The organism is Paenibacillus rhizoryzae (assembly GCF_059686995.1).
Genome location: NZ_JCAALT010000002.1, coordinates 116,133 through 141,454 on the forward strand (window position 1 = coordinate 116,133; position 25,322 = coordinate 141,454).

The following is a 25,322-nucleotide window of genomic DNA, read 5'->3' on the forward strand; positions in this document are numbered from 1 at the left end:
TATATGCTAGTCCTATGACCCAAATGTCAGCCGGATCGTCTGAATGCGTTTGGCGCCAAGCGCAATCGAGATGGTCCCATTCTTCACATGCAGGTCCGTGAAGCCGGCAATCGGCTGCTCATCGAGCGAGACGGCTTCTGCAGACTCAATAGGACGGTCAAACCGGACAACCGCCGCTTCCGCGTTCTCAGACGCGTTGAACAAACGGAGATTAACGCCATTCGTCAGCCGCTCCGCTTGCTGAAGCGCACTTATACGGATGGAGCCATTGTCCACTTGGACATAGGAATGGACGGATGGCAGGCTTCGCTCTCGGCGTTGCAGCGATTCATAACGAATGTCATCCCTACGCACCGTTAACGACTGCAAGCCGGCGGCAAACTGCTCGCGCTCCGCCCATAAGGCTGGCAGCGAGACCTTCTGCGCCTCGAATGGCCTGATGGCATATTCGAAGCTCATCTCGCGGAGGAGCTGACCGCCATCCCCGCCGTCGCACAGCACTTCCTTATCCGTGCTGCGATATAACGTTAGCGCGGCCGTGCGCGCCTCGTCTTCTTTCATCGCCATCTCATAGAGCCCCTTCGAGTACAGCGCCAATCCCGCTGTATCATCCCGCAAAGCAACAACGCCGTTATATGGCGCATCCCCTCGGGCGGTTTCCAAGTGGTCCGCAGCGTCGATCTGCTGGATCTGGCGCTTAACAAGATCAAACGGCGTGCTCGCATAGTAATGGTCGGTTTGAATCCCTGATGGGAAGAGCAGCTTCAACCGGTGATTACGCGCCGTATTGTTCACGATCGTTTTACAGCGCAGCACGGGATCGTCGTTGCGAAGCTCCAGGTAGGTGCGAATCACTAAACCGACTTTATCGTCGCGGCGGCTTGTATCATCATGCGTAATGCCAGCCGGCACCATGAAGGTGATTTCCACACATGCAATGCTGACCAGCGGCCCATCTGTGACCGTTGAAATCACAGCGCGGCAGCCGGCGGAATGAAAAATCGCATTATTAGCCGGCGCCACATAATTCCAGCCCTCGCCGATATCAGCCGCATCTTCAAACAACAGCAGACCATCGTGGACCTTGCCGCTTTGCACATCCGTCACTCGAATCGTGCCGTTCTCATTCACGCGCATTTCGATTCGGCCGTTATTCCATGTCGTCTCGTTGACCTTCATTGTCCCCAGAAGACGACGAGGCTGCACGAGCGGCGTCATGCTGTACTCCCCGAAAGCCGGCACCGGAATGACCACTTTCTCAATCGAAAATGCCGCATACCCGCAGGAAGGAATGTTCCCTTTGAATGCCAGCTTGAGGCGATCCACCGTCTCCCCGCTTGGAATATCGCGATATTTGCGGACACGCCTCACTTTATTGCGCGCGATCTCCACGACCTGGCAATCCAGCAATTGACCGTTGCCATCTCGCAGTTGTAGGAAACTGCCGCCAAGCACGATGGATTTCAGCCCGCCGGCGCTGTCATGCAGGAGCTCCGCATCTACGATGATGACGCCTTCTTCGGCATCTTGAAGCGGATTGTACACGACGAGAATATCGGGACCGACTAGCCCGCTCGGATCAATATGGTTAGCAAAATAGTGCAGCTGCTCATGGTTCATCTGCTGCGCGATAAGGCGGCTTTGATCGAAACGATAGATCATGTCCTGATGGACCTGATCGATGGAACAGCCGCAGATGGAATCATGCGGATGATTTTGCAGCAGAAACTGCCAAGCCTTCTCCAGAAAGACGCGCGGATAAGCCCTTCCTTCCAGCATTGCGAAGACCGCCCATGGCTCGGCCCATTTCTCAAGCAGAAGCTCGCACTGCTGATTCCGCTGCTTCAAGTGGATGCGGGACGACAACACGTTCACCAGCACCCAGTTATTGATGCCATTAAAGCCATTGGTACGCTGCTCGCCTTGATACAGCTTCAAATTGCTGACTTTGCCTCGTAGCGCCTCCAAGTATTGCTCCAGCGTGGCATGCATAAATTTAACGCCTTCCAGCGATTCAGACTCATTCAGCGTTTGCAGCAACCATGGCAGACGAGGCTCGATTTCAATATGATCCACGCCGTCCATGCCCATCATAATATCTGTCGTTGCTCGCTTGTTCTTATAAGCCAGCATCGACTGGGCTCGTTCGATAAGCTCCGGCTCCTCGTAGCGGAATTCCCGGTCAACGAACGGCCAGCGGAGAAAGAAGTAGAAGTCGCCGTAAGCTCGGTCTTCATCCAGCTTCAGACCGAGCACCCGGCTTCCGTCTGCTCCCTCCCACTCCATCTCGGCCGGATCGCTATCGCCGTGGAAGCCGCGGAACAGCACCGCATTATCGATGCCAAACCCGCGCAGCAGCTGCGGAAACTGACTGTTATGGCCGAAGATATCAGGGATGTAGCCTGATTTGACCGGCTCTGTGCCCAGCTTGCGCGATTCGCGGAAGCCTGTCTGCAAATTACGAATGAGCGACTCCCCGCTGACCAGAAATTCATCCGGCATCACATACCAAGGCCCTACTCCAATGCGGGACTCCCGAATATACTGCGTCAGCTGCTCCCTGCGCTCCGGACGGATTTCCAAATAATCGTCAATGACAATCGTCTGACCATCCATCAGAAAATAACGATAATCCGGATTGGCTTCCATCGTATCCAGCAGCTCGTCGATCATATAGACCAACCTTGTGCGAAACCCTTGATAGTCCTGATACCATTCCCGATCCCAGTGCGTATGGGATACGACGTAAACCGTTTTAATGGAAGATAACTTCGTCATGAGTTCCTCCTAAACAGGCCAAATAGGCGTTATTCCGCAGGGAGCTCTTACCCTTTTATCCCCGCCATCGCGTAGCCTTGAATGAAATTACGCTGGAGCAGCAAATACACCAGAATCGGAGGCAGCACGACAATGGCAGTCAGAGCAAAGAAATCGGGATATTCCGGCACTTGGCCGCTTTGCATCATCGTCGTGAGCAAGCTGGTAACGCCTGTATTGATGACCTGGATATTCGGGTTGTTAATGGCCACAAGCGGCCACAAATAATCATTCCAAATCGCAATAAACGTCGTAATGACAATGACTGCAAGGACAGCGCGAACCATCGGAAAATAGATGCCGAATATCGTCCAGAATACGCCGGCACCGTCAATTCGGGCTGCCTCCTCATATTCGAACGGAATCGACTCCATCGTTTGCTTCACTAGAAATATAGCTGCAATGTTCACAATCCCGCTTCCGAGCAGCAGCGCTCCCCACGTATCGATCATGCCGTGACCGCCTTGACCGAGCCAATCATTGCCGCCTAACAGAGGAAAACGAGCGAACAGCAGATACGTCGGAATCAGCGTCACTTGACCTGGGATCATCATCGAAGTGAGGAAGATGACGAACACCGTATCGCGTCCTTTAAACCGAAGCTTGGTAAATACGTAAGAAGCGATGAGCGACACAAAACAGGTAACCGCGATGTAATAAATACTTCTTAGCGCCGTGTTGACGAAATAGCGGAAAATCAGTGAGTTTTGAAAGAGATGAACGTAGCGTTCCAAATTAATTTCAGTCGGGATTGGCAGCAGAATCGAGTCGTAATAATCTTTGTTCGAGCCGATGGAAGCCATCACCTGAAAGAGGAACGGGTAGAACATGACGGCACTTCCGACAATGAGCAGCAAGTAAATCGCGAAACTTTCAAGCTTGCCTCGTTCATTAACCATGTCTTAGCGTTCCTCCCTTAGGTTTGGTTTCGCTGCGAAATGCGGTATTGAATCATCGTTAACGTGAAAGTGAACAGCAGCACCATGACGGAAGAGGCACTGGCCATCCCCATGTTGAAGGACTGGAAGGCATCCTGATAGATCCGGTGCAAAATAATATTGGTATGGCCCTGAGGGCCGCCATGAGTCAGGAGCTGCACCGGCTCGAAGATCTGAAAGCTTGCGATAATACCCATAATGGCGATGTACATCGTAATCGGTCGGAGCGATGGCAGCGTCACGTAGAGCATAATTTTGAACCTCGTAGCCCCGTCAACCTTTGCCGCTTCATAAAGCGTCGTATCAATCCCTTGTAACCCGGCCAAATAGATAATGACCGTGCCGCCGATACCTTTCCAAATGGAAATGAGAATGAGCCAGAAGGTCATCCAGAAGACGCTTTGTTGGAATATAATCGGCTCCATTCCGAACCGTTCCATCACTTTGCGCGCTAAGCCGGTAACCGGATCAAGAACCGCGTTCGCAATTTGAGCGACGACCGCAAAGGATACGAGGACAGGCAAATACCAAAGCGTACGGTACAGGCCGACCGCCTTCACCTTCTGATTCAGCAGCAGTGCGATGAAGAAGCCGATCGACATACAGCCAACCAGAATTAACAACCCATATAAGCCTGCATGCAGCAGGGTAACTAAATAATCGCCGGTCGTAAAGAAGCGGTGAAAATTGTCAAGCGCCACCCATTTCGGCAACCCAAGTACGCCGTTCCATTCCGTAAAGGACAAATAAATAACGAACAGCACCGGGAATAAGGAGAAAACAGCGAAAAAAACAAACATAGGCGCAAGTAAAGAATAACCGATCACACCGTCACGGTGGCGATTATAGAAAGGTATCAGCCGCTGCAGGATGGACGAGGAATTCTCCCCGGGCATCGCCCGGGGAGTCTCCTTCTTGATCTCAACCCTACTCATTTCAACTGTTCCTCGGCTGTTTTCTGTGCATCCTTCAATGCGTCCTCGATCGGTTTATCTGTTGTCAGCGTAATATCCTGCGCTTTATACCACGCTTCCCAGATTTGCGGACCGTTCTTCGGATAAACCGGCAATGGAGCGCTTTGCTCGTTCGCTACGATATCGTTGAACACTTGAAGCTCCGGATAGGCTTTGAGCAAGTCAGCGTTCTTGCCTGCTTCCATATTGGCTGGAAGCCGGCCCGTCGCATTTGCTTCAAGCTCTTGGTATTCTTTGCTCGCCAGAATCGTCAGGAACTCAATCGCAGCCTCAGGGTGCTTCGATTGCTTGAGCGCATAGAAGAGCGTGTTCCCTACAATGACGTTGCCGGTTTTACCGGCTTCCGGCACCGGCAGCGGTGCAAAGCCGCAGTTTGTGCAGCCCATGGATTTGCCCCATGCGATATGCCAAGGACCATTAACGGCAAATGCCACCTTCCCGCTGTTCAGCAGGTTGAAGAATTGGCCTTCATCCGTCATGGACGTAGAGCCCGGAGGCGCTGTTTTGGCAAGCTCGCGCAGGAATGTCAGCGCTTTGAGGTTCTCCGGCGAATCGAAGGTCACCTGCGACCAATCCGCATTCGTGAAGTCTCCGCCTACTTGGCGCATGAACGGCGCAAGTCGGAATGCTCCGCCCAGACCCATGTTCTGAACGATCGAGCCGAAGTATTCTCCTTTGCCTGCCGCAGTCGCTTTCTTGGACATATCGAGCCATTCATCCCATGTTTTCGGCGGTGTATTCGGATCAAGCCCGACTTTCGCCATAACATCCTTGTTATAGACAAGGCTGAATACGCCCGTCATCTGTGCAACCGCGTACGGCTTGCCGTCATGCATAGCTGCTTTCATTGGACCGGGAGCAAGCTGAGCCGCTACATCCTGCGGAACCTCCAGAAGAGCACCGATACGCGCAAACTCCGGAATGAAGTCTTCGCCGTCTGCTACATCCGGCGGATTCCCGCCCATTACGGCAACCATGATCGCTTGACGAAGCGTATCTGCCCAGCCTTTGTCGATATATTTAATCGTAATGCCCGGAAATTTCTCTTCCATCTTCTTCTGAATGAAGTCATAAATCTTCGTCGCTGTCGGATCGTTGGCTTCCGGCATGGCATTGGCTACGTTATGGCTCCAAACCGTTAATTCAAACGGCTCGGCTGCGGGAGCAGCTGCAGTGTCATTACTGCCGTCATTCTCCGATTCCGTCGACGTCGAAGCCGTATCGGAACTGGTCGAGTTGTTCGTTGTAGCTGCTGCGTTATTTTTGTTACCGCTTTCATTTTTGTTGCCCGAATTGTCGGAACAAGCTGATAAAACGAGTGTCAACACCACGAAGATGGACAAGATCGAAGAAACCCATTTGCTCCCCTTCATTGACCCAAACTCCTCTCGCCTCTTAAATTGCTTGTGGACCAAACCAATTTCAAATCATGATGTCAGCGGACTTTCAGCTGCACCTCCCTACATATGTATTATATGATATGTCGATATATTACTCCCAAAGAAAGTTTATTGTCAACGGCTTCTTTTGTCGAAAACCTCCATAAAAAAGAACTCTTCCGCAGGAAGAGCTCTAAAGGCGTTTATTGTTTGGCGCGAACCGGGCAGGCTGCCGTAGAAACGCTCGAAACGAGGTGAGGTTCGATCAGCAGTTTCCGATACTTTGTCTCCTGTTGGTTCATCTTCCCCGTGTCGTCCAAGAGTTCAAGCAGCTGCTCCGCCGCCACTCTTCCTACGGTTTCCTCGTGCTGATCAATATAGGTGAAGAAGTTGAATTCACGGCTCGGCGATAAATTATCGAAGGTCACTATGGAGATATCCTTCGGCACTTCGAGTCCGAGATGGCGGACGATCCGGTACAAATGCAGTGCTATCGTACCGTTCAGCGTAATATACGCCGTTGCAAGCCCATTCTTGACGTACCGGAAGAGCGGATGCTGCTCGTCGAGCTCCTCCCGCTCGTAATCGACATAGAAATCGGTCAGCATCATGGCCGGATTGATCATTTCCCCGAGTTCTTTGAGCGCTTTCATATAGCCGGACAGCCGCTGCTCAATCGTGGTCGTAGACAGCGGAACATCTGAGCAAATGGCGATATCCCGGTGGCCGAGCTCATAGAGATGATTGACAGCCAGTCTCGATGCTTCTACCCCATCAGAGCCGATGAAATGCGTCTCAATGCCGGTTAAATACCGGTCAATAATAACGAGTGGAAACCGCTCGAGCTTCAGCCTTAAGATCTCTTCATTATAGGTTTCTGCATCGACTGGGAAGATAATTAAGCCGGAAGCGCCCATGTACAGCAGCTCTCGGATGGCTGCAGCCTCACGGTCCTTGGAGTTTTCCGACAGCATGAGCACGAAATTGTAGCCGGATTGTTTCAATGCCTTGGAAATGCCTTTATTCATTCTCATGGAGAAGAAATCGCTTATGTTAGGCAAAATCAGTCCAATCACGTTTCGGCTTTCTTCTTGTTCTGCTGGCGGAGACATGCCTGTACCGGATTGCGCCGGGTTTCGCAGCGACAACGCCATATCGTGCACATAGCTGCCCTTGCCTTGGATCCGGTTCAGCCAGCCTTCCTTGGTAAGTCCCGTCAGCGCATTGGATACTGTTATTCGGCTCACCTCAAACCTCTCCATGAGCTCCTTCTCCGTAAAAATTTTATCGCCCGGACTCCAAACGCCTGTCTGAATTTGATTCTTAATAAAATCTTGTATGACTTGATAGATCGGAATCCTTCCGTCTTGCATATGAAAACCTCCAATCTGATCGGATCAATCACCCTACTAACTTGTATAGTTGTATTATAACCAATATGACATATTATGCAATAGGATTTCCATCCATGACATAGGGTTCAAATCTCAACCAAGGCTTCTCGCCGGTACCAGGTAAAGTTAGTACTATGTTTTGAAATATTGTTGACTATACTGAAAGTAAGAAGAGAGAAAGAGGTGCGGCAGATGAGCAGAAAATGGCTGCAGCAAGAGGGTCCTTCCTGGACTCGGCAAGGTATCATCACCCCCGAACAATTACAACGCATTCTCGCTTGTTATCCGGAGCAGAAGCGCGCCATCGGGATTATCCCTATATTAGGAAGCATTTTGGTTGGCCTTGGCATCCTCAGCTTCGTTGCGGCGAACTGGGGACAAATCCCGCAGCTTATGCGGCTCATAATTATCGCGGTCATTATGGTTGGATTTTATGGCGCTGGAGAAGCCTTCCGCAGGAGAGATCACGAGAAGCTAGGTACAGCTCTCATTGGGCTTGGGCTCCTTACCTTCGGAGCTGGCATCGTGCTCACCGGTCAAATGTTTCATTTGCAAGCCTATGATGTGACCTCGTTTATCGTTTGGGGAACGGTCGGGGTGCTGCTCACTTATCTCATCAAGAGCCGCTACCTGTTCCTGCTAAGCTTGCTAATTTTCAGTGGACTGCAATGGTACAATTCGACAGAATTCAATCATTTTAGTTATGTGGCTCTTGCGATTATGATGCTTGGACTTGGCTATTACTGGCTGAAACGTCCCAGCACCCTGCTGGCTTGGTGTCTCGCTGCCAGCTTTACGATTCAGAGCATCCTTCTTGTCACCGTGAATGACTGGGCTTTCTCCTGGTTCTTCATCCCGATCTGGCTGCTGTATAGCTTAATGGATTGGACCCGAGAACGTAAATCCGTCTATCCGTTTCAAGCGATCCCGCTCGTCGCGGCGTTTGTCCACAATCTGTTTATCGTCCTGTTCTGGAACGATAGCAACGATTCATCCTTCTTAAAGGACCTGTCGGCACAACCCTTATGGTTCGGCCTCGCGCTTGTCGTATTGTTTGCGCTTTCGCTAGCGGGAAAATATCGGAATCACCGCCTCATGTCGAGCCCGGATTGGCTGCTGGCCCTCCCCTTCTTCTACTTGTCTCACGGCGCGGATGCTGCTTATTTGATCGTATTGTTCGCGTTCTCCCTGTACTTGCTGTGGAGAGGTTACGCAGAAGAATGGGCCGTCAAAATCAACCTTGGCACGCTGCTGTTCCTTACGAGTACGATGGCGGCTTATGGTAAGCTGGCGTGGGATTTTATGGACAAATCCATCTTTTTCATCCTTGGCGGCATCATCCTGCTTGCTCTGAGCTGGTTTTTGAATCGCCGAAAGAAACAGTTTCTGGTCGAGCTCCATGAGGAGGAGGAGAAGCCGCATGAATGACCAAACCATGATCAAACCCCGCCGCAATGTTTGGCTGATTATTCTCGTCGCGGTTCAGCTGCTCTTCCTTGGCGGCATCGCCGGCTTCCATTATTCAGCGCTCTGGGTTGGCAAGGAAATCACGCTTCGTACCGTCCCGGTTGATCCTCGCGATCAGCTGTATGGCGATTATGTGCAGCTCAATTATGCGATTAACAATGCCTCTTGGTCTGCTTGGAAAGAAACCGGCGACAAGGCTGAGGGCGGCGATACGGTTTATGTGCTGCTTGCCCGCGATGAAGATACTTCAACTTACGAAATAAAAGGCGTGTATGACAGTAAGCCGGCTCGCGGTACAGGTGAGGTCGTGCTGAAAGGCCGCGTGCAGTATACCACCGATGACTCGCTTCGGATCACCTATGGACTGGAGCAATATTATGTGGAAGAGAACACGGGCAAAGAGCTGGAGGAGCGCGCCGGCAAGCTTATCGTCCACGTAAAAGTAGCTCCTTGGGGCAGTGCTATCATTGAAAGAATTCAGCCTTAGACTGCCAGATTGCTAGAATTGGGCCAATTTTGCTTCACATAACCGTGCGAGACTTGAATAGAATGAATAACAATAAGAAGAAATGGCTTCCGCCATCCGCTCGGGAGGCGCGATACGTTTCTTCACTAAAAAATATCAGAAAAGGATACCCCAACGTTATCCTTGCTGATATTTCAAGCTCAATCGGTATGGGGAGGTGCCCAGGCATGGCTGAAAATGAAGGTACGCTTTACACCGTGTCTCGTGAAGACTGGTCACTGCATCGCAAAGGACATCAGGATCAAGCACGGCACCAGCAGAAAGTGCGCGAAGCCATAAAGCAAAATTTGCCCGACCTCGTCTCGGAAGAAAACATTGTCATGTCCGACGGGAAGCATGTCATCAAAGTTCCGATCCGCAGCCTTGATGAATATCGCTTCGTCTATAATTTCAACAAAAATAAGCATGTCGGCCAAGGCGATGGCGACAGCCAAGTCGGCGACGTGCTCGGCGTTGATCCTGCTTCCGCCCAGAAAGGCGGCAAAGGCGAGAATGCCGGCGACCAGCCGGGGGATGACATCGTAGAGGCCGAGATCAGCCTCGCCGAGCTGGAAACGATGCTCTTCGAGGAGCTGGAGCTGCCGTTCCTGAAGCAGAAGGATCGCGATCAGCTGGAGACCAAAGAAATCCGCTTCAACGATATACGTAAGAAAGGGATTATGTCCAACATCGACAAGAAACGGACGATCCTAGAGAACCTGAAACGGAATGCGACAAGCGGCGTGCCGGGTATTCACGGCATTTCGCCGGATGATTTGCGCTACAAGACGTGGGAAGAAATCATCAAGCCGCAGTCTAATGCGGTCATCTTGGCCATGATGGATACGAGCGGATCGATGGGTTCCTTCGAGAAATATGTTGCCCGCAGCTTCTTCTTCTGGATGACCCGCTTCCTGAGGCATCAGTATGAGAATGTAGAGATCGTGTTTATCGCGCATCACACCGAAGCCAAAGAAGTCACGGAAGAAGAGTTCTTCACCCGCGGCGAGAGCGGCGGTACAATCTGTTCCTCCGCTTATATTAAAGCGATCGATATTATCGACAGCCGCTTCCCTCCGACGCTCTACAATATTTATCCGTTCCACTTCTCAGACGGCGACAATCTAACCAGCGACAACGAACGCTGCGTGAAATTGATCGGCGAGCTGCTCAAGCGGGCGAACTTATTCGGCTATGGTGAGGTTAACCAGTACAATCGCTCCAGTACGCTCATGTCGGCGTATAAGCATATCAATTTGCCAAACTTCATGCACTACGTTATCCGCGAGAAAGGCGAAGTGTATAACGCGTTGAAGTCGTTCTTCCGTAAGCGGGAATTGGTCGTTTAAATAAAGGCTGCCGCAAAAGCGTGTTTATCGCTTGGGTGGCAGCCTTTTCCATTGGGACAGCTACCTCGTACTGCCGCGCTGCCTCTCCTGGTCGCATTCCACGCTCCAGCAGCTTACTAATATAAGGCCTAACGTTCCCTTCGCTAAACGCACATTGGATTACTCTAACGAATCGTACGGGGCTTATTTGCCCGATAATAGCTCCGAAATAATTCTAACGAATCGTAGCGGCTCTATTTGGCGGTTTTCGGGTAACAAGAAGCCCCATTTTACCATATAAGACCTCTAGAATTCGTTAGATTTTCGAAACCCCGAAATTCGACCAAATAAGACCTCTATGATTCGTTAGATTTTTTGCGGAATACGAGATGAAATCCGCCACACCGAAAAAATGGCTGTCGAGACGTTCTCGACAGCCTAACGACACATGAACTGTGTCGTTTTCTTTTTTTTTTACGATTAATCACCTTTTGTTTACTTTGATGCCTTCAGCATGTTGTCTACGGACTTGCTGAGCTGACTGAAAATAAACTTCGGCGCGATCCGGTTCATGAGCTTTAACGCGTTGCTCTGCCCAGGCCGAATTTCGAACTTTTCTTGCTCCATCCCTCGTATTGCGGTCCCGACCAATTGAGAAACGCTCATTGCTTTCGATCCCGCCATATCTACCGAATCGAATGAGTCTAATAGCGGAGTCTCTGTTAGCGGTGGCGCCAGTTCAAATACTTTTACTTTCGTATTCTTGAGCTGCACCCTTAGCGATTGGGTATAAGAATGGAGCCCTGCTTTTGCCGCACAATACACGGGCGAGATCGGCAGCGGCACAAACGCCAAGCCAGAGGACACATTCACAATCGCGGCCGATTCTTGCAATTTCAGATGCGACAGGAATTGTTTCGCCATCCGGATGGGCCCGCTTAAATTCGTTGCGATCTCGCGGTTGAGATCTTCCAGATCGACTTCCGGATCATGTAGATTGATTCTGCGCATGAGTCCTGCATTGTTGATCAGGACATTGAGTTTAGGGAATTGCTTCACCACTGTTGCGTACAGAACCGCAATGGCTTGAGGATCCCCCGCATCGCTTTGAATCGTATGTACGTTCGGCAGCTTCTTCTTCGTCTCAACCAACCTCGCTTGATCCCGCCCCGTTATTATGACGGTATTCCCTAGCTGTAGCAGCTGAGCTGCAAATTCAAAGCCTATACCCGATGTGCCTCCCGTAATTAAAACCGTGTTTCCGCTCATTTTCATACGGCTTCACCTAACCTTTCTTTGTTTGAGTATCGTGCAAGCTGGCAGCGCCACTTCCGTTCGTTAGCTGTTCTTACCTATTCATCTTTTTGGTGGAATTATCCTTCAACTTGCCAAACAGTAATTCATAGATGTCTCTCAGCAGTTTTTAACTATAAATCGAAGGTGGGATCACATTCGGATACTTCTCTAAGATGATCGAAAGCATGAATAGATGTCCAAAAGGTTTTAAAGGTAAATTCCCATCTATGTGTTGTCCAAACAACACTTCTCCGCCTAAAGCTCTGAATTCATCTAACGTTATTGTTTAGGAACATAGATGAAGAACATCCTTGCGAGTTAAGAGCATTAATGCTTTTGTTTCCATACTAGGTACCGGCTTGTCTTCTGAGGTTGCCAAGAAAATCGGCGTTTTGCTCTGTAACGAATTCTGGTGTCCTACACTCTATTTCCATATCAAATCTAGTATTGGGACAATAAAAGGTTGTGGAAGGCGTTACAGGAGTGATATGCAGTTGAGACTCTTCGAAAACCTCACGTTTTGCGCATTCCCAAGCCGTTTCATTTCCTTCTCTATGCCCGCCAAGTCTCACAATTGCAAGCGCCAAGTGATCCACGGTCGGTCCCATCATAAAAGCCATTCTTTTATCTGCGGTTAATACGAATGCTCCGGCTTTCTGAATAACTTGACTGTCCATCATGCCACCTCCAATACACTCCCTTCCAATTTATATCCTGCCTTTCAATAAAAGTGTCCGATTTTTGATAAAATATTGAACAAAGTATGAACAAACGAAGAAAATTGTGTTATATTGAAGTTAACTAATTATTGATCCATTCATTCTCTCCGAGGAAGTGAATAATACGATGGCTAATGTGGTAGTAAAGCAGCAGACAGAGCGGGACGGAAAGTCGTTGTTTTTCGCAATGAAAATCGCTGCATGGACGGCGCTTTGTGTTGGATTGGTTCTGTGTCTGTACAATATTAATGATTTTAGCGACAGCAATGCGACCTTGATGTCTGGCGTAGGCTTCATGGTAGGCAGCGTGTTTATCTATATTATTGGTACGGCGATGAGTCTAGTGCACAAGCGCAGCTCTGAATCAGAGTAAGACATGCAGAACAACATCTAGTTGCCGAATGGAATTATCGTTCAGCAACACCAAATAAGAGGACTGTTTCCAGCCAACTGGGAGCAGTCCTCTTCTTGTTTGTCCAATTAAGTCGATCCGTTGAACAGATTATTACAGAAATAAGTCGTTATCTTGACGCCTTTGTTAACACCGCACACACGGCGCGCAGAACGTGATACTATCTTTTTGCAAAGGTAGTGAATGAAATCACAATCATATTCGCTAACGAGAATCTCGGTGAGCATAAAGGTAAGTTGGGAGATGAGAAAAATGAAATTTGCAAAGATCTTACGAAGGTTCACTGGATTGGCTGCATTGGCGGGCATTGCCGTAATGACCTCAGGCTGTCAATCGATGGCCGTCTTCGACCCTAAGGGCCCAATTGGAGCCCAGCAGCGCGACTTGATTTACTTCACCATGCTGCTTTGCCTAATCGTGTTGGTGCCTGTGCTGCTGCTGGCAGCATGGATTGTATGGCGCTACCGCGACAAGAAGGATAACACAGCTGCTTATCAGCCAAGGTGGGAACACAGCACAAAGCTGGAAACCATTTGGTGGGGCATTCCGATTATTATTATTGTGGTGCTTGGCATCGTAACGGCACGCTACACGTACAACCTGGATCCGGCTAAGCCGATTGAATCCGAGGTCAAGCCGATCACCATACAAGTCACGTCGCTGGACTGGAAGTGGCTGTTCCAATATCCGGAGCAAGGCATTGCGACTGTCAATTATCTGGTCATTCCGGAAGATACGCCAATTAAGTTCGAGTTAACCTCTGACGGCCCGATGAATTCGTTCTGGGTCCCGCAGCTCGGCGGCATGATCTACACCATGTCCGGCATGTCAACGACTTTGCACCTGCAGGCTGACGAACTAGGTGAATTTATGGGAAGCGGCGCTAACTTCTCAGGCCGTGAATTTGCAAAGATGTCCTTTACGGTTAAGTCCGTTTCACAGGACGATTTCGCTAAATGGGAAAAAGAAGCCGCGGCAAGCGGCAATGCGCTGACCGAGGAAGGGTACCAGAAGCTCGCGAAGCCCGGTACTTCCGGAAGGGTCACGTACGCCTCGATTCCTTCAGGTCTTTACCATCGGATCGTACACGAATATTCCATGAATCGCGGCGCACCGGCCGGTTTGGGCCAGAAAGCACAAACGCTTAGCGATGAGCATGCTCTTGGCTCTGAGGATGAGCCTTCAACTGATGATGTTGATCCGTCTACCGAGGAAGCTCCTTCAACCGATAATGCGCCGCAAAATAATCATTCCGACCATGACATGTCCGGTATGGACATGACCAAGTAATGAAAGGAGGCAGTACTATGTTTGAAAAAATAAAATCATTCGTTTCGTGGTTCTTCGTTACAGGTGACCCGCTGATTTACGGAGCGGATATCGCGATCACGTTAACTGCGCTTTCGATTGTATTCGTATTAACTTATTTCAAGAAGTGGACTTGGCTCTGGCGCGAATGGCTGACTACTGTCGATCATAAAAAAGTCGGTATTATGTATATCATTGCCTCACTGCTCATGCTGTTCCGCGGCGGTGTCGATGCCTTAATGATGCGGACCCAGCTCGCTTTTCCGGAAATGAAATTTTTAACGCCGGAACATTATAACGAGGTGTTCACAACACACGGCGTTATTATGGTTCTCTTCATGGCGATGCCGCTCATGTTCGGTCTATTCAATATCGCGGTTCCGCTGCAATTAGGCGCTCGCGACGTTGCTTTTCCATTCTTGAATTCACTTAGCTTCTGGTTGTTCTTCATGGGAGCCATGCTGTTCAATATGTCATTTGTAATCGGCGGTTCTCCGAATGCGGGGTGGCTGTCCTATCCGCCACTTTCAGAGATGACCGGCAGTCCCGGCGTAGGGCAAGACTTCTATATTTGGGGCATTCAAATTTCCGGTATCGGTTCACTGATGACGGGGATCAACTTCATCGTTACGATTGTCAAAATGCGTGCTCCCGGCATGACTTGGTCGAAGGTACCTATATTCACCTGGTCGGTGCTTTCTAGCTGCATCACGATCATTCTTGCATTCCCTGTATTGACTGTAACACTTGCGCTTCTGTTCCTGGACCGGTTCTTGGGCGCACATTTCTTCACGATGGACGGTGGCGGAAACGCCATGATGTACATTAACTTAATCTGGATGTGGGGCCATCCGGAGGTTTATATCGTCATTCTGCCTGCATTCGGGATATTCTCCGAAATTGTAGCGACATTCTCGAAGAAACGGTTATTCGGTTACGCCTCGATGGTTTTTGCTATGATGAGCATCAGTCTTATGTCGTTCTTCACTTGGCTCCATCACTTCTTCACGATGGGATCGGGCGCGAACGTAAATATCTTCTTTGCCATAACGACCATGATTATCGCGATTCCGACGGGTGTAAAAATCTTCAACTGGCTGTTTACCATGTTCCGCGGCCGGATTAGATTCAGTACGCCGATGCTGTGGACCATCGCATTTATTCCATGCTTCATTGCAGGCGGGATGACAGGGGTCATGCTTTCCGTAGCCCCGGCGGATTTCCAGTTCCATAACAGCTACTTCCTGATCGCCCACTTCCACCAAGTCTTTATTGGCGGGGTTGCCTTCGGATACTTCGCCGGTCTTTATTACTGGTGGCCGAAAATGTTCGGCTTCAAGCTGAATGAGAAAATCGGGAAATGGGCGTTTTGGATTTGGAACATCGGTTTCTATGTCTGCTTTATGCCTCAGTACTTCCTTGGTCTTGACGGAATGACTCGCCGAGTCAACGCCTACACCTGGGACAGCGGCTGGTGGCCGCTCAACTTTACGTCAACCATCGGCGGTTTCCTGATGGGTCTCGGCTTCCTCTTCCAAGTGTGGCAAATCGCGCACAGCATTAAGTTTATGGAGAAGGATACAACCGGCGATCCGTGGAATGCTCGTACGCTGGAGTGGTCCATTCCTTCACCGGCGCCGCTATATAACTTTGCAACTACACCGCAGGTTTCGGATAGAGACGAATGGTGGGAAGAGAAAGAACGTATCGCTGCAGGCCATGCACCGCAAGCAAAACCGGCACTGGAGCCGATTCACATGCCGCGCAACTCGGCAATCCCGTTCATTCAATCGATCTTCTGGTTTATGATCGGTTTCGGTCTAGTTTTCCATTGGCTTTGGATTGCTATCCCAGGATTCGCAGGTGTCGCTATAACTATGTTCGCGCACTCATTCAATTACAAGACGGATTATTATATCGAAGTGGATGAAATCAAACGCACGGAAGCTGCGGCAAGGGGGACTGTGTAATGTCAAATCATGTGAACCATCCGCATTCGCAGGCTCTTGCCCACGAGGCAGGTCATGATGGACATCATGATCTGGAAGAGCTTCGAAAATTCGGTTTCTGGATTTTCCTTATTACCGACTGTATTCTGTTTTCTGTTTTATTTGCTACTTATCTAGTCCTGCACCATAGCACGGCCGGCGGACCGGATGCTAAAGAAATTTTCGAAATGCCCGGCGTAATCGTGGAAACCTTCATACTCTTAACGAGCAGTTTTACTAGCGGTCTGGCGGTTCTGGCTATGAATGCAGGCAACCGCAAAGGATTGATCGGCTGGCTCGTGGTTACAGTTCTGCTCGGCGCCTGCTTTATCGGGCTTGAATTGACCGAATTTGTGAAACTTGTTCATGAGGGCCATACCATTAGCACAAGTGCATTTTTGTCCGCTTTCTTCACGCTCGTCGGCACTCACGGACTTCATGTAACTGTAGGCATCTTCTGGATTACAGGCGTCATTATTCAGCTTACACGGCACGGTATTACGCCGGTCACTACACGCAAAGTAACGATTACGAGCCTGTACTGGCATTTTCTGGATGTGGTATGGATCTTCGTATTCACGATCGTCTACTTGATGGGGGTGTTGTAAATGGCGCAGCACGGCAAGGATTTGCATGGTGAACACGCTCATGCTCATACAGGCGGCCATGGCTCACTGAAGGAATACGTCACAGGCTTCGTCCTTTCCATTGTTCTGACGATCATTCCGCTGCTTATTGTTTTAAACCATTGGATGGAAGGAAAAGCTGCGGTCGCCGTGCTGATTGGCACAGCGGTCCTGCAATTTGTGCTCCAGCTTCTGTTCTTTATGCATCTGCGCGAGGAGAATGGACCCCGTTATAATCTGATGACGCTCCTTCTCGGCTTGGTCGTCGTCATTACGATCGTAATCGGCTCCATCTGGATCATGACGAACAATGGGATGTAGTCTATAAACGTTCACACAAAAAGCAGTGCAGGGTTTCCCTGCACTGCTTTTATAGTTTCGGAACCGTAACTCCAACCATCAACCACTCACAGTCACATTAACACTCCTCGTGCCGCCATCCCATACGACTGGCAGTCCGAATGCGGCTGTGACCGCGCGAATCGGCACGTAAGCTCTGCCATTATGGATAATTGGCTGCAAATCTGCGGCGGCCTTCATCCCATCCATCCACAGTTGAGGACTGTCGCTGGAGAATTCGCTCACCGCTGCCTGCTTCGTGCGGATTAGAACGCTCTTAGTTGCCGCGTCCCACACAACGTTCTCCTTCGATAACGTCGCAATGGCGCGTACAGGCACGAGTGCATGACCGTCTGCGAGCAGCGGCGTTAGCGATGGATCCACTGCGGGAACACCGTTGACCGAGAGAAAAATTTTAGTTGCCGGAACGAGTTTAATCCCGGACGTTAATCCTCCGGTTACTGAGCCTTTTCCAACCGCAGCTTCGATTGAAAGGACACCATCCCCCGGAAGAAGCGGCTGTAGAGAACCGTCGAATGCTTCTCCGTAAGCCGGCATTGTAAACGTAACGTCGTAACGGCTAAACTTGTGCGCTCCCGAATAGAGCAGCAATGACGATTTGGATGGAAAATGAACGCCTTTAGCCGATAGGACCGGGCTGCGATTGTTCAATGTAGTTGTCCAGAAAATTTGGATCTCGAACGATTCACTCGCTACGTTGTTTCCCGTGACATGCAGCGGTTCTCCAAAGTGCACCGATTGGGCTATAGCAGGCGAATTATCGGGTAGAACCTCAAGTCCGATAAAGTCTTTATAAGCCTGTGGGTCATGTATGACAAGGCGCTGCTTCCCTTGATCGATAGCCAAATTCCCGCTCCAAACCTCATAAACAGTGACGTAGCCGCCGTCCGTAAATTGGATGTCCATTTGATTCCGGAAATTATGCCCATCCTCAGGTGCCGGCACCGCTTCGGCCTTGCCTTTAGTCGCGATTCGCTGCAAAATGCTGCAGACCATGGATAAAGACTTTTGATCTTCTTTGCGGGCTCCGAACAATGGGATGTAGGTGTTATCTCCTAAACTCGAATAAACCTGCTTAATCAATTCCGGCTTGCAATCATCCGCCTTCTCAGCCAAGCTGTTACTGTCCAACACTTGTGCGCTAGTGTCCGCATGCACTACTCCGTCCCCAGCCACAAGCGCTGGAAGCGCTAATAATGCAAACAGCGCAGCGCCAAGCAATGCGGCACGCCATCCGGCATATAACCTTCCCGAGCTGCCCTGCCTCGTTTTATTCCGTATCTTTTGCTCAATCTGTTTCATCTTCAGCCTCCTCGCATTCCCATCGCACAATGAATTCTATCCTCCTAAGACGAGCTCAACCGGGAAAAGTTGCGCGAAACGTTCGCACAAAAAAGCTGACCCCGCAAGGTCAGCTCCTCAACACCCGGTTTACTCCACAATCCCCGTTCGCTCGATCCCTTCGACAAAATAGCGCTGCGCCATGGCGTACAGCAGCAGTGGCGGTAAGATGACGAGAAACGCCGCAGCCATCATCTGCGTCTCAATGAGATCAAACGGCACAAGCGCATTCCCGGCAATGGTCTGCAGGTTCGTCGGCATCTGCGCCATTTGATTGCCCATCATAAGCAAGCTGACATCCTTTAAGTACATCGACGGCTCGAAGGTATCGTTCCAGTGCCATACAAAGGAGAATAAGCCGACAACGAGCATAGCGGGACGCGAGAGCGGCAGCATGATTTTGTAGAAAGTGCGAAATGCGCCGGAACCGTCCATACGCGCACTCTCCTCCAGCTCCTTCGGAAACGTCGCGAAGAACTGCCGGAAGATCATGACGAACAGCGCGCCTTTCAGCCCTTGGCCGAACAAAGCCGGAATCAAGAAAGGCAGCGGCGTATTCAGCCAGCCCAGCTTGGCGTAAAGCACATAGATCGGGATAAACATCGTCTGAATCGGGATAAGGAACGTGAGCAGCACGATGCCAAACCAGATATTTTTAAACGGAATATACAGTCTCGCAAAAGCATACCCCGTCAGCGCGCAGGAGACGGTCTGGAAGAGCGCCGCCAATATGGCAACTAACGCCGTTTGCCACAGCGCCTGCACATATTTAAGCCCCCGTATAGCAACCTCATAGTTATCCCAGTCCAATAAGCGCGGGAAGAAGTTTACCGTAGGGTCCAGCAGATCCGACTGCGTCTTGAGCGAGGTCGATATCATGTAGAAGACGGGCTGCAAATAAATAACCGCGACGCTCGTCAAGATAATGTACAGCAAGCTCTTGAATATCACTCCGTCCGTCAGCTGCCTGCCGAGGATAAAGACGCGCAGTCTCTCCAGCTTATGTTCCCGTTTCAAGTAACGCAGCCCTCTTCCGGTCCATGGGGCGAACAAATCCGAGAGCTGACCTTGCAGTTTCTCAAGTGCGGCTGTACTGCTTTTCGGATTCAAGGTGCTTTTCTCGCTATCGGGATTCGGCATCTTCGTCGTCACCTTCTTCCTTTATTCTGAAGTTTCGCAGCCAGCAGCACCAAGATAATCGGGATCAAGATGATGACGCTGTACAACCAGCCCAGTGCACTGGCATACCCGAAGCCGGTTTCAGGGTCCGCCATATTCGTCGAGATAAACTTCAGTATCGGATTGAATGGACTCGCCGTCTGGTCCACCAGCGTATAGATCAAATTGAGAAACACGAACGGCACCGTGGAGGGGAAGGTGATTTTCCAGAACGATTCCCATGGCGTAACACCGTCAATGCGTGCCGCTTCGTAGACCGAGGTCGGAATCGTCTGAAACGCCGCCAGAAACAAGATAATTTGTATACCCGAGAACCACAGGATGATTACGAATTTCCCGATCAGCTCAACCAGCACCTCTGCAATGTTAACCGGTAGCACCTCGTAGAGCATATCCGCGATATGATATTGATCGGCGAAAGGCAGCTTCGCCTGCCCTTGATCGAACAGCGCTGTAAGCACCTGCCCCGTGGCAAAGATGACCGGAAGGAAGAACAGTGTCCGAAAGAACATCCGGCCGCGAAATTGCTGATTCAGCATAATCGCGATCAGAAGCGCGAAGATGACCGTAATGGGAACGGTCAGAAACATTTCCCGCACGAAGAGAAACATGTCAACCGGAAACTCATTATCGTAAATAAAGGCATACTTGAAGTTATCCCAGCCGATAAAATCGTACTGCAGCCCGCTTCCATCCGTCGCCACGCTTACTTTCGTAAAGCTCATATACAGCGATTTTCCCAGTGGATAAAGCATGAAGACTGCCGTACCAATCAGCCATGGAAGGAGAAACAGATACCCTTCCAGCGCCAGCTTCAGCTTCCGGATCCGGTTATGGCGGGCATGCTCCTTGCGATGGAGCGATTCAACGGGTAATACGGCTTCTCTAGAGACGTTACCGTTCATTTGCCCACCTCCCCTCTGACAACCGCATAATTGTTCGCTTTAACCGTTACCCCATCCGCCGACGAATAGGCTTTATCGTTGTAGTTCACGATGATCCGCGTCCCGTTCTCATACGATGTCTCGAACACCCCATCCGCCAGTTTGACATGACCGTCCATAAAAGAGTTCCAAACGCCCCCGCCGGTTGCGACAAAAGCTTTATACTCCGAAATAATCTGCGACTTCACCAGCTGATATTGCCCGCTCACATAACCGGAATAAGTCGTGCGGCTAAGATCGCGAATATCGCCGGAGGTGACGACGTAATAAGGCAGCGCCCCATATTCCAGCTCTCGCAGAAACTCCGTGCCAGGATCCGTTCGCAGCGTTCCTGATCCCGACGTATACGATACGAGACCGTGCAGCGCCATCGGATAGAAAGGCACACGCTCATCAATCGCCAGATCGTAGTTGTAATCGAGCGGCAGGTTATAGAACATATCCGCGTGCCCAATCGAGAAAGCAAACGGATTGGAAGTACCTGCCCATCCCAGCTTGCTTCGCAGCAGATCCAGCGTCTTATTCGTCAATTCTGCCGTCTCCGAGCGGTCCGACGTGCGGCCGGGCATATAGTCGCTGAACAAGCCGTCGCCGTATTCATCCATTAACGCGACGCCGCCAACTGACAGCCCGTTCCACTCCTTGATCATGCCGGGCAAATAGTCTTCGAATACCTTCCAAGGATTAATCGTGTAATAGTAGAGCGCCTGATTATAGAAATCGCCGTTCTGATAAAATTTCACGACCTTGCCCGTAATTTGTCGCACGCCATCCTTCTTCGGCGAGAAGCCGCTGCCAAAGGAATCGATGCCGATCTTCAGATCATCATCGAGCACTAGCGGAATGCCCTTCTCCTTCAGATGCTTCTGCAAAGCGAGGAAACCTGATTTGCCTCCCAGCTTTCCGCCGATCGGGAACCGATCCGGAATGGAGCCGGCAAAGCCGCCCTTCTGCCATCCCCGCAAATTTACCCGCATGCTGCGAACGCCCTCCGCATACAGGTCATCGACAATCCCTCGCACCTCGTCGAACGTACTCACGACAACGACGCTTGTGCCAAGCGGAGTCGGCTGCTCGCTTGCCGCCATAATGAAATCGAGCGTAAGCGGCGGATCGCCTGCGGCGTTGCCGGCTGTCAGCTTATGCGTAGCCGCCAAGTAAGCACGGTACCGCTTCGCCATCCCCACGTAGTCGGAAGCATCCTTCTCCAAGAACAGATAACGCATCGTGAACGAGGACACGTTGAGCGCTTTCTCGTACACGCTGTTTACGTTGTTCGGATCGAGCCCTTTTTGCAGAAAATAGTTGTTGCGGTATTTGAACTTGGCATAGACGTTGTTGAAGCTGGTTTTGAGCTGGGACGGCATCGCGACGATGTTGGCTGTCGCTTCCCCTTGCTCGATCACGGAGATAAACCCTTGGTCGCCGCGCTTCATCCCGAACACCGGATAGTTGATACTCTCCCTGAAGTAGGAATTGTCCACCGATGGAATCGACCAATCGCGGCCATACACCGGGTAATCATAAGGCAAAGTCAGCGCCGCCCTTTTCTTGCCGAACGTAATGAGACCGCCCGGCCCATCCGGCACGAATAAATAGCCCTGCTGATCATCAAGCGCTGCACCGAAGAACGGAAGCACAGATAAGCTGACGACTTGAAACTGTCCGCCTTCTGTAACCCCTTCCTGCGGCAGATGCACGACGAAACCATCCTTCTCCATCACATATTCGAGATAGACCGAGATCCCGAGCTGCTTCATCTCGTAACGAACGCCAACTCCGTTCTGAACCGGCTTCCATGTGATTACAGCCTCAGAGTCAATCGTATTGGCGGTTTCCTCTGCTTTGGTATCCAGATTATAGTAATTGACCAGAATCGGCGAAGCCGCATTCTTCTTCCATTGCCCCTTAGTCGGATCTTGCTCCTGATCTTCCTTAGAAGGATTGCTGAGCCACAGATCCCCTGCAGCCGTCTTCACGGCAATTTGACCTGCAGCCGGATCGAGCCATAGACTGCCCGCTTGCTGCTCGCCCATTTTGAACCATGCCGCGCCGCCGTAGCTCATCTGTTCCGTCTTCGGTGCATCCGCGGACATCGATAGCTTCGTCATAAACACGGCTGCATCTGCTCCGGAATAGTTCGAGATGGACGTAATGGCAGGCGCCTCATGCCGGTACATCCAGAGGAGCGCTAGCGCGATAACAGCCAGTACGATAAGACGATTTCTTAGTTTGCGAACCCAAGGTTTCTTAAGCCACACGTTCCATCAGCTCCTCTCCCAGTGTCAGGAAGAAGTCGACCGACTGGTACACGAGGCCGAACAGCACGAAGCCGAATATCCATAAACAGGCCATCGTGAAGAGCGAAACCGTCGCCATCTTTATCGCTTCCTTCAGGTTGTAATTGTGCACGCACATGGTGCCGATAAAGAGCAGAATGAACATCCACGCATACATGCCATTGACGATTAAGTTGTAAATAACCGATTCCTGAAGCGTCAGCACGCGGGAGATGAGCTGGGCCGGAAGCGTGATGACCACGATCGGCATTAAAGCGAAGCTGTTCACGACAAACACGTTCCGGAACGTCCCCTGTCCCTTCAGGACTGAGCCTGTCAAATAACTCCCAATTACCCAGATGAACCACGGCAGAATGAAATTTTGCGCTTCCGTCCATAGATTCAACTCTTGAAACCGGGTTTCGACGAAAATAAAATTGGCGATCGCTTTCCCGATCAGCGTGAACCCGAAGCTCAAGATGACGATAATAAATGCCACTGTCAGCTTAATCTTCATCCCTTCACCGATCTCGGTCATGCCATTCACGGGATGGCGCAGAATACGAAACGCTTGCACAACGGATTCCCGCCAACCGTGCAGCGTCGTTCGGTCCACACGGGCCGCTTGCTTGCGCTTGGGCGTATACCAGCCAAGCTTCACCGCCAAGCGCTTTCCGCCAAACCCAACAATAAACAGCCCCACCAGAATACTCATGCACAGTGCAAAATACTTCATCAGCCAGTTCATGCGGACTTGCCAGAACGCTTCCGAATAACCCTTCTGATCAAACGCCTTGGAGAAATAATTCATCGCGCCTTCATAGTCATTGTCATAGAAGTCGGCCTTCGCAATGCCCTGATAAGAACGCTCGTAATTGGCGTTGCGCAGCAAGATTTCCCGCCAGAGCGGCTCCCCCTTCCGATACTGGCCATCCGCGAATAACGTAACCGCCTCATGCACCTTCGTGCCAAATTCGGTTCGTTTGAACACCTGAATATCGCCAAGCTCCCCATCCGCAACGAGAATATTGCCATTGGCCTGCAATCCGACGGCAGTTGCTCGCTTGAACAAGCCAAGCCTTGCCTCACCGGTTGAGGCATTGCCGAACCGGAAGATCAGCCTGCCCTTGGAATCGTATTGGAAGATCCGTCCGCGAGCCGCCTCAAGTACGGTAATAATGCCGTTCTTATCCACAGCAACACTTGTAAAAGACAACTTGTTCGGCGGCACGAGCCATGGGGCAAAATTCAAGTTACCGAGCAAATCGACGCCGCCGGAATTGAGCTGCCGCAGCTGTCCTTCTCTCATGTCGCGGTTGACGGTATAGATGAAGCCATTGTCGTCCACCGTCATATCGGTAATCGCACCCGGCAGCAGCAATTGTTCGCTCTTCAACTGCTCATCGGTATAGAACTTGCGCTTCAACGTTTGAATCCAGTCCATCGGCACTTTGTTCGAGCCGAAGAAGCCTGCAAACTGACCGGTCGGCGTTAGCTGCAGCAGCCCTTGATAGCCGCCTTTATTCGCCACATAGATATACCCCCGCCGATCCAGCACCAGCTTAGCCGGTATGAAGGAATACGACTTGGACATCGCAGGGTCTTTCGGCTCGACATATTCACGCAGAAACTTTGCTTGGCGATCAAATACAGCAATTCGCCGGCTTCCCGTGTCGGCAATATACACTTCGCCTTCCTTGCTGATAAATACACCCTCAGGTTTGCGAAGCTGTTCTTTCGGATTCGTTACCTTCCCGTCTTCCGATTTGGACACATCCGGAAAAGTCCGCACCAGCTCGCCGGTGGGCGACAATTCCACAATGCGGTCATTGCCGGTGTCAGCTACGAAGATCGCATCATCCTCGGCAACAAACAGATCCTCCGGGTCCTTAAAGCCGGTCCATGCCTGAACAGGAACAAAGGCGTCCGGCGTCCAAATCCACCGTCCGTTCGCATCGCTCGACAGGGTCCAGTAAGGAAGTGCCGCATTTGCCACCCCGGGAAGCACAAGAAGGAAGAGACAGAATCCAAGAAGTAAGGCGTACAAGGAACGTTTCCTGGCTTTCAC

At 50.7% G+C, this 25,322-nt stretch carries 20 protein-coding genes; 8 read left to right on the forward strand and 12 right to left on the reverse strand.

All coding sequences use genetic code 11. The features are described 5' to 3' along the window. Positions 1–12 precede the first annotated feature (12 nt). The 5 genes from AC6ESO_RS05865 to AC6ESO_RS05885 all read right to left on the reverse strand — a co-directional run bounded on the left by AC6ESO_RS05865 (position 13) and on the right by AC6ESO_RS05885 (position 7,481). The gene (locus AC6ESO_RS05865) at positions 13–2,778 is read right to left on the reverse strand and encodes an alpha-mannosidase (RefSeq protein WP_497090585.1); all 2,766 of its coding nucleotides are present in this window, start codon (positions 2,776–2,778) and stop codon (positions 13–15) included. A 47-nt stretch (positions 2,779–2,825) separates the two neighbouring features. Further along, a complete protein-coding gene (locus tag AC6ESO_RS05870; RefSeq protein ID WP_497090586.1) occupies positions 2,826–3,716 on the reverse strand; it encodes a carbohydrate ABC transporter permease in 891 nt (296 codons plus the stop codon). Between the two features lie 17 nt (positions 3,717–3,733). Next, positions 3,734–4,651, reverse strand: a complete 918-nt coding sequence (locus tag AC6ESO_RS05875; protein ID WP_497090587.1) for a carbohydrate ABC transporter permease — start codon at positions 4,649–4,651, stop codon at positions 3,734–3,736. Positions 4,652–4,686: 35 nt separating this feature from the next. Further along, positions 4,687–6,102, reverse strand: coding sequence for an extracellular solute-binding protein (locus tag AC6ESO_RS05880; RefSeq protein ID WP_497090588.1), 1,416 nt, complete (start codon positions 6,100–6,102; stop codon positions 4,687–4,689). Positions 6,103–6,311: 209 nt separating this feature from the next. Then, the gene (locus AC6ESO_RS05885) at positions 6,312–7,481 is read right to left on the reverse strand and encodes a GntR family transcriptional regulator (protein WP_497090589.1); all 1,170 of its coding nucleotides are present in this window, start codon (positions 7,479–7,481) and stop codon (positions 6,312–6,314) included. A gap of 213 nt (positions 7,482–7,694) precedes the next feature. Between AC6ESO_RS05885 and AC6ESO_RS05890 the strand changes: the two genes are divergently transcribed. The 3 genes from AC6ESO_RS05890 to yhbH all read left to right on the forward strand — a co-directional run bounded on the left by AC6ESO_RS05890 (position 7,695) and on the right by yhbH (position 10,823). Beyond that, positions 7,695–8,930, forward strand: coding sequence for a DUF2157 domain-containing protein (locus AC6ESO_RS05890; RefSeq protein ID WP_497090590.1), 1,236 nt, complete (start codon positions 7,695–7,697; stop codon positions 8,928–8,930). Next, positions 8,923–9,456, forward strand: a complete 534-nt coding sequence (locus AC6ESO_RS05895; RefSeq protein ID WP_497090591.1) for a GDYXXLXY domain-containing protein — start codon at positions 8,923–8,925, stop codon at positions 9,454–9,456. Before AC6ESO_RS05890 ends, AC6ESO_RS05895 begins: the two co-directional genes overlap by 8 nt. Before the next feature lie 206 nt (positions 9,457–9,662). Then, a complete protein-coding gene (yhbH, locus tag AC6ESO_RS05900; RefSeq protein WP_090981871.1) occupies positions 9,663–10,823 on the forward strand; it encodes a sporulation protein YhbH in 1,161 nt (386 codons plus the stop codon). 474 nt (positions 10,824–11,297) lie between these two features. Here the strand turns inward: yhbH and AC6ESO_RS05905 are convergent, their stop codons facing one another. Next, positions 11,298–12,077, reverse strand: coding sequence for an SDR family oxidoreductase (locus tag AC6ESO_RS05905; RefSeq protein ID WP_497090592.1), 780 nt, complete (start codon positions 12,075–12,077; stop codon positions 11,298–11,300). Positions 12,078–12,445: 368 nt separating this feature from the next. Beyond that, positions 12,446–12,778 carry an NUDIX hydrolase gene (locus AC6ESO_RS05910; RefSeq protein WP_497090593.1) on the reverse strand — a complete coding sequence of 111 codons (333 nt, stop codon included), beginning with the start codon at positions 12,776–12,778 and terminating at the stop codon, positions 12,446–12,448. 166 nt (positions 12,779–12,944) lie between these two features. Between AC6ESO_RS05910 and AC6ESO_RS05915 the strand changes: the two genes are divergently transcribed. The 5 genes from AC6ESO_RS05915 (at position 12,945) to cyoD (ending at position 17,472) form a co-directional block, all read left to right on the forward strand. Beyond that, entirely contained in the window at positions 12,945–13,190 is a 246-nt protein-coding gene (locus AC6ESO_RS05915) for a hypothetical protein (RefSeq protein WP_494818482.1), read from the forward strand. 291 nt (positions 13,191–13,481) lie between these two features. Next, positions 13,482–14,519 (forward strand): ubiquinol oxidase subunit II, encoded by a 1,038-nt coding sequence (cyoA, locus tag AC6ESO_RS05920; protein WP_497090594.1) that lies wholly within the window; start codon positions 13,482–13,484, stop codon positions 14,517–14,519. A gap of 17 nt (positions 14,520–14,536) precedes the next feature. Continuing rightward, positions 14,537–16,507 carry a cbb3-type cytochrome c oxidase subunit I gene (locus AC6ESO_RS05925; RefSeq protein WP_494818480.1) on the forward strand — a complete coding sequence of 657 codons (1,971 nt, stop codon included), beginning with the start codon at positions 14,537–14,539 and terminating at the stop codon, positions 16,505–16,507. Then, on the forward strand, positions 16,507–17,133 hold the full coding sequence (gene cyoC / locus AC6ESO_RS05930) for a cytochrome o ubiquinol oxidase subunit III (RefSeq protein ID WP_497090595.1): 627 nt from the start codon (positions 16,507–16,509) through the stop codon (positions 17,131–17,133). The genes AC6ESO_RS05925 and cyoC overlap by 1 nt, the downstream gene beginning before the upstream one ends. Beyond that, positions 17,134–17,472 (forward strand): cytochrome o ubiquinol oxidase subunit IV, encoded by a 339-nt coding sequence (cyoD, locus tag AC6ESO_RS05935; protein WP_497090596.1) that lies wholly within the window; start codon positions 17,134–17,136, stop codon positions 17,470–17,472. Positions 17,473–17,550: 78 nt separating this feature from the next. Here the strand turns inward: cyoD and AC6ESO_RS05940 are convergent, their stop codons facing one another. The 5 genes from AC6ESO_RS05940 to AC6ESO_RS05960 all read right to left on the reverse strand — a co-directional run bounded on the left by AC6ESO_RS05940 (position 17,551) and on the right by AC6ESO_RS05960 (position 25,322). Further along, the gene (locus AC6ESO_RS05940) at positions 17,551–18,813 is read right to left on the reverse strand and encodes a copper amine oxidase N-terminal domain-containing protein (RefSeq protein WP_497090597.1); all 1,263 of its coding nucleotides are present in this window, start codon (positions 18,811–18,813) and stop codon (positions 17,551–17,553) included. 129 nt (positions 18,814–18,942) lie between these two features. Then, positions 18,943–19,992: a carbohydrate ABC transporter permease gene (locus tag AC6ESO_RS05945; protein ID WP_497090598.1), complete on the reverse strand. Its 1,050-nt coding sequence runs from the start codon at positions 19,990–19,992 to the stop codon at positions 18,943–18,945. Positions 19,993–20,000: 8 nt separating this feature from the next. Continuing rightward, positions 20,001–20,936 (reverse strand): carbohydrate ABC transporter permease, encoded by a 936-nt coding sequence (locus AC6ESO_RS05950; RefSeq protein WP_497090599.1) that lies wholly within the window; start codon positions 20,934–20,936, stop codon positions 20,001–20,003. Next, a complete protein-coding gene (locus AC6ESO_RS05955; protein ID WP_497090600.1) occupies positions 20,933–23,236 on the reverse strand; it encodes a DUF5696 domain-containing protein in 2,304 nt (767 codons plus the stop codon). Before AC6ESO_RS05955 ends, AC6ESO_RS05950 begins: the two co-directional genes overlap by 4 nt. Next, entirely contained in the window at positions 23,226–25,322 is a 2,097-nt protein-coding gene (locus AC6ESO_RS05960) for a YIP1 family protein (RefSeq protein WP_497090601.1), read from the reverse strand. The genes AC6ESO_RS05955 and AC6ESO_RS05960 overlap by 11 nt, the downstream gene beginning before the upstream one ends.

What these genes read in the sequence shown, in the direction of transcription:
- AC6ESO_RS05885 (WP_497090589.1), bottom strand. Translation starts at nt 7,481, where the DNA reads ATGCAAGACGGAAGGATTCCGATCTATCAAGTCATACAAGATTTTATT.
- AC6ESO_RS05865 (WP_497090585.1), bottom strand. Translation starts at nt 2,778, where the DNA reads ATGACGAAGTTATCTTCCATTAAAACGGTTTACGTCGTATCCCATACG.
- AC6ESO_RS05925 (WP_494818480.1), top strand. Translation starts at nt 14,537, where the DNA reads ATGTTTGAAAAAATAAAATCATTCGTTTCGTGGTTCTTCGTTACAGGT.
- AC6ESO_RS05915 (WP_494818482.1), top strand. Translation starts at nt 12,945, where the DNA reads ATGGCTAATGTGGTAGTAAAGCAGCAGACAGAGCGGGACGGAAAGTCG.
- AC6ESO_RS05950 (WP_497090599.1), bottom strand. Translation starts at nt 20,936, where the DNA reads ATGAACGGTAACGTCTCTAGAGAAGCCGTATTACCCGTTGAATCGCTC.
- AC6ESO_RS05940 (WP_497090597.1), bottom strand. Translation starts at nt 18,813, where the DNA reads ATGAAACAGATTGAGCAAAAGATACGGAATAAAACGAGGCAGGGCAGC.
- cyoD (WP_497090596.1), top strand. Translation starts at nt 17,134, where the DNA reads ATGGCGCAGCACGGCAAGGATTTGCATGGTGAACACGCTCATGCTCAT.
- AC6ESO_RS05890 (WP_497090590.1), top strand. Translation starts at nt 7,695, where the DNA reads ATGAGCAGAAAATGGCTGCAGCAAGAGGGTCCTTCCTGGACTCGGCAA.
- AC6ESO_RS05910 (WP_497090593.1), bottom strand. Translation starts at nt 12,778, where the DNA reads ATGATGGACAGTCAAGTTATTCAGAAAGCCGGAGCATTCGTATTAACC.
- AC6ESO_RS05945 (WP_497090598.1), bottom strand. Translation starts at nt 19,992, where the DNA reads ATGCCGAATCCCGATAGCGAGAAAAGCACCTTGAATCCGAAAAGCAGT.
- AC6ESO_RS05905 (WP_497090592.1), bottom strand. Translation starts at nt 12,077, where the DNA reads ATGAAAATGAGCGGAAACACGGTTTTAATTACGGGAGGCACATCGGGT.
- AC6ESO_RS05875 (WP_497090587.1), bottom strand. Translation starts at nt 4,651, where the DNA reads ATGCCCGGGGAGAATTCCTCGTCCATCCTGCAGCGGCTGATACCTTTC.
- AC6ESO_RS05880 (WP_497090588.1), bottom strand. Translation starts at nt 6,102, where the DNA reads ATGAAGGGGAGCAAATGGGTTTCTTCGATCTTGTCCATCTTCGTGGTG.
- cyoC (WP_497090595.1), top strand. Translation starts at nt 16,507, where the DNA reads ATGTCAAATCATGTGAACCATCCGCATTCGCAGGCTCTTGCCCACGAG.
- AC6ESO_RS05870 (WP_497090586.1), bottom strand. Translation starts at nt 3,716, where the DNA reads ATGGTTAATGAACGAGGCAAGCTTGAAAGTTTCGCGATTTACTTGCTG.
- cyoA (WP_497090594.1), top strand. Translation starts at nt 13,482, where the DNA reads ATGAAATTTGCAAAGATCTTACGAAGGTTCACTGGATTGGCTGCATTG.
- AC6ESO_RS05895 (WP_497090591.1), top strand. Translation starts at nt 8,923, where the DNA reads ATGAATGACCAAACCATGATCAAACCCCGCCGCAATGTTTGGCTGATT.
- yhbH (WP_090981871.1), top strand. Translation starts at nt 9,663, where the DNA reads ATGGCTGAAAATGAAGGTACGCTTTACACCGTGTCTCGTGAAGACTGG.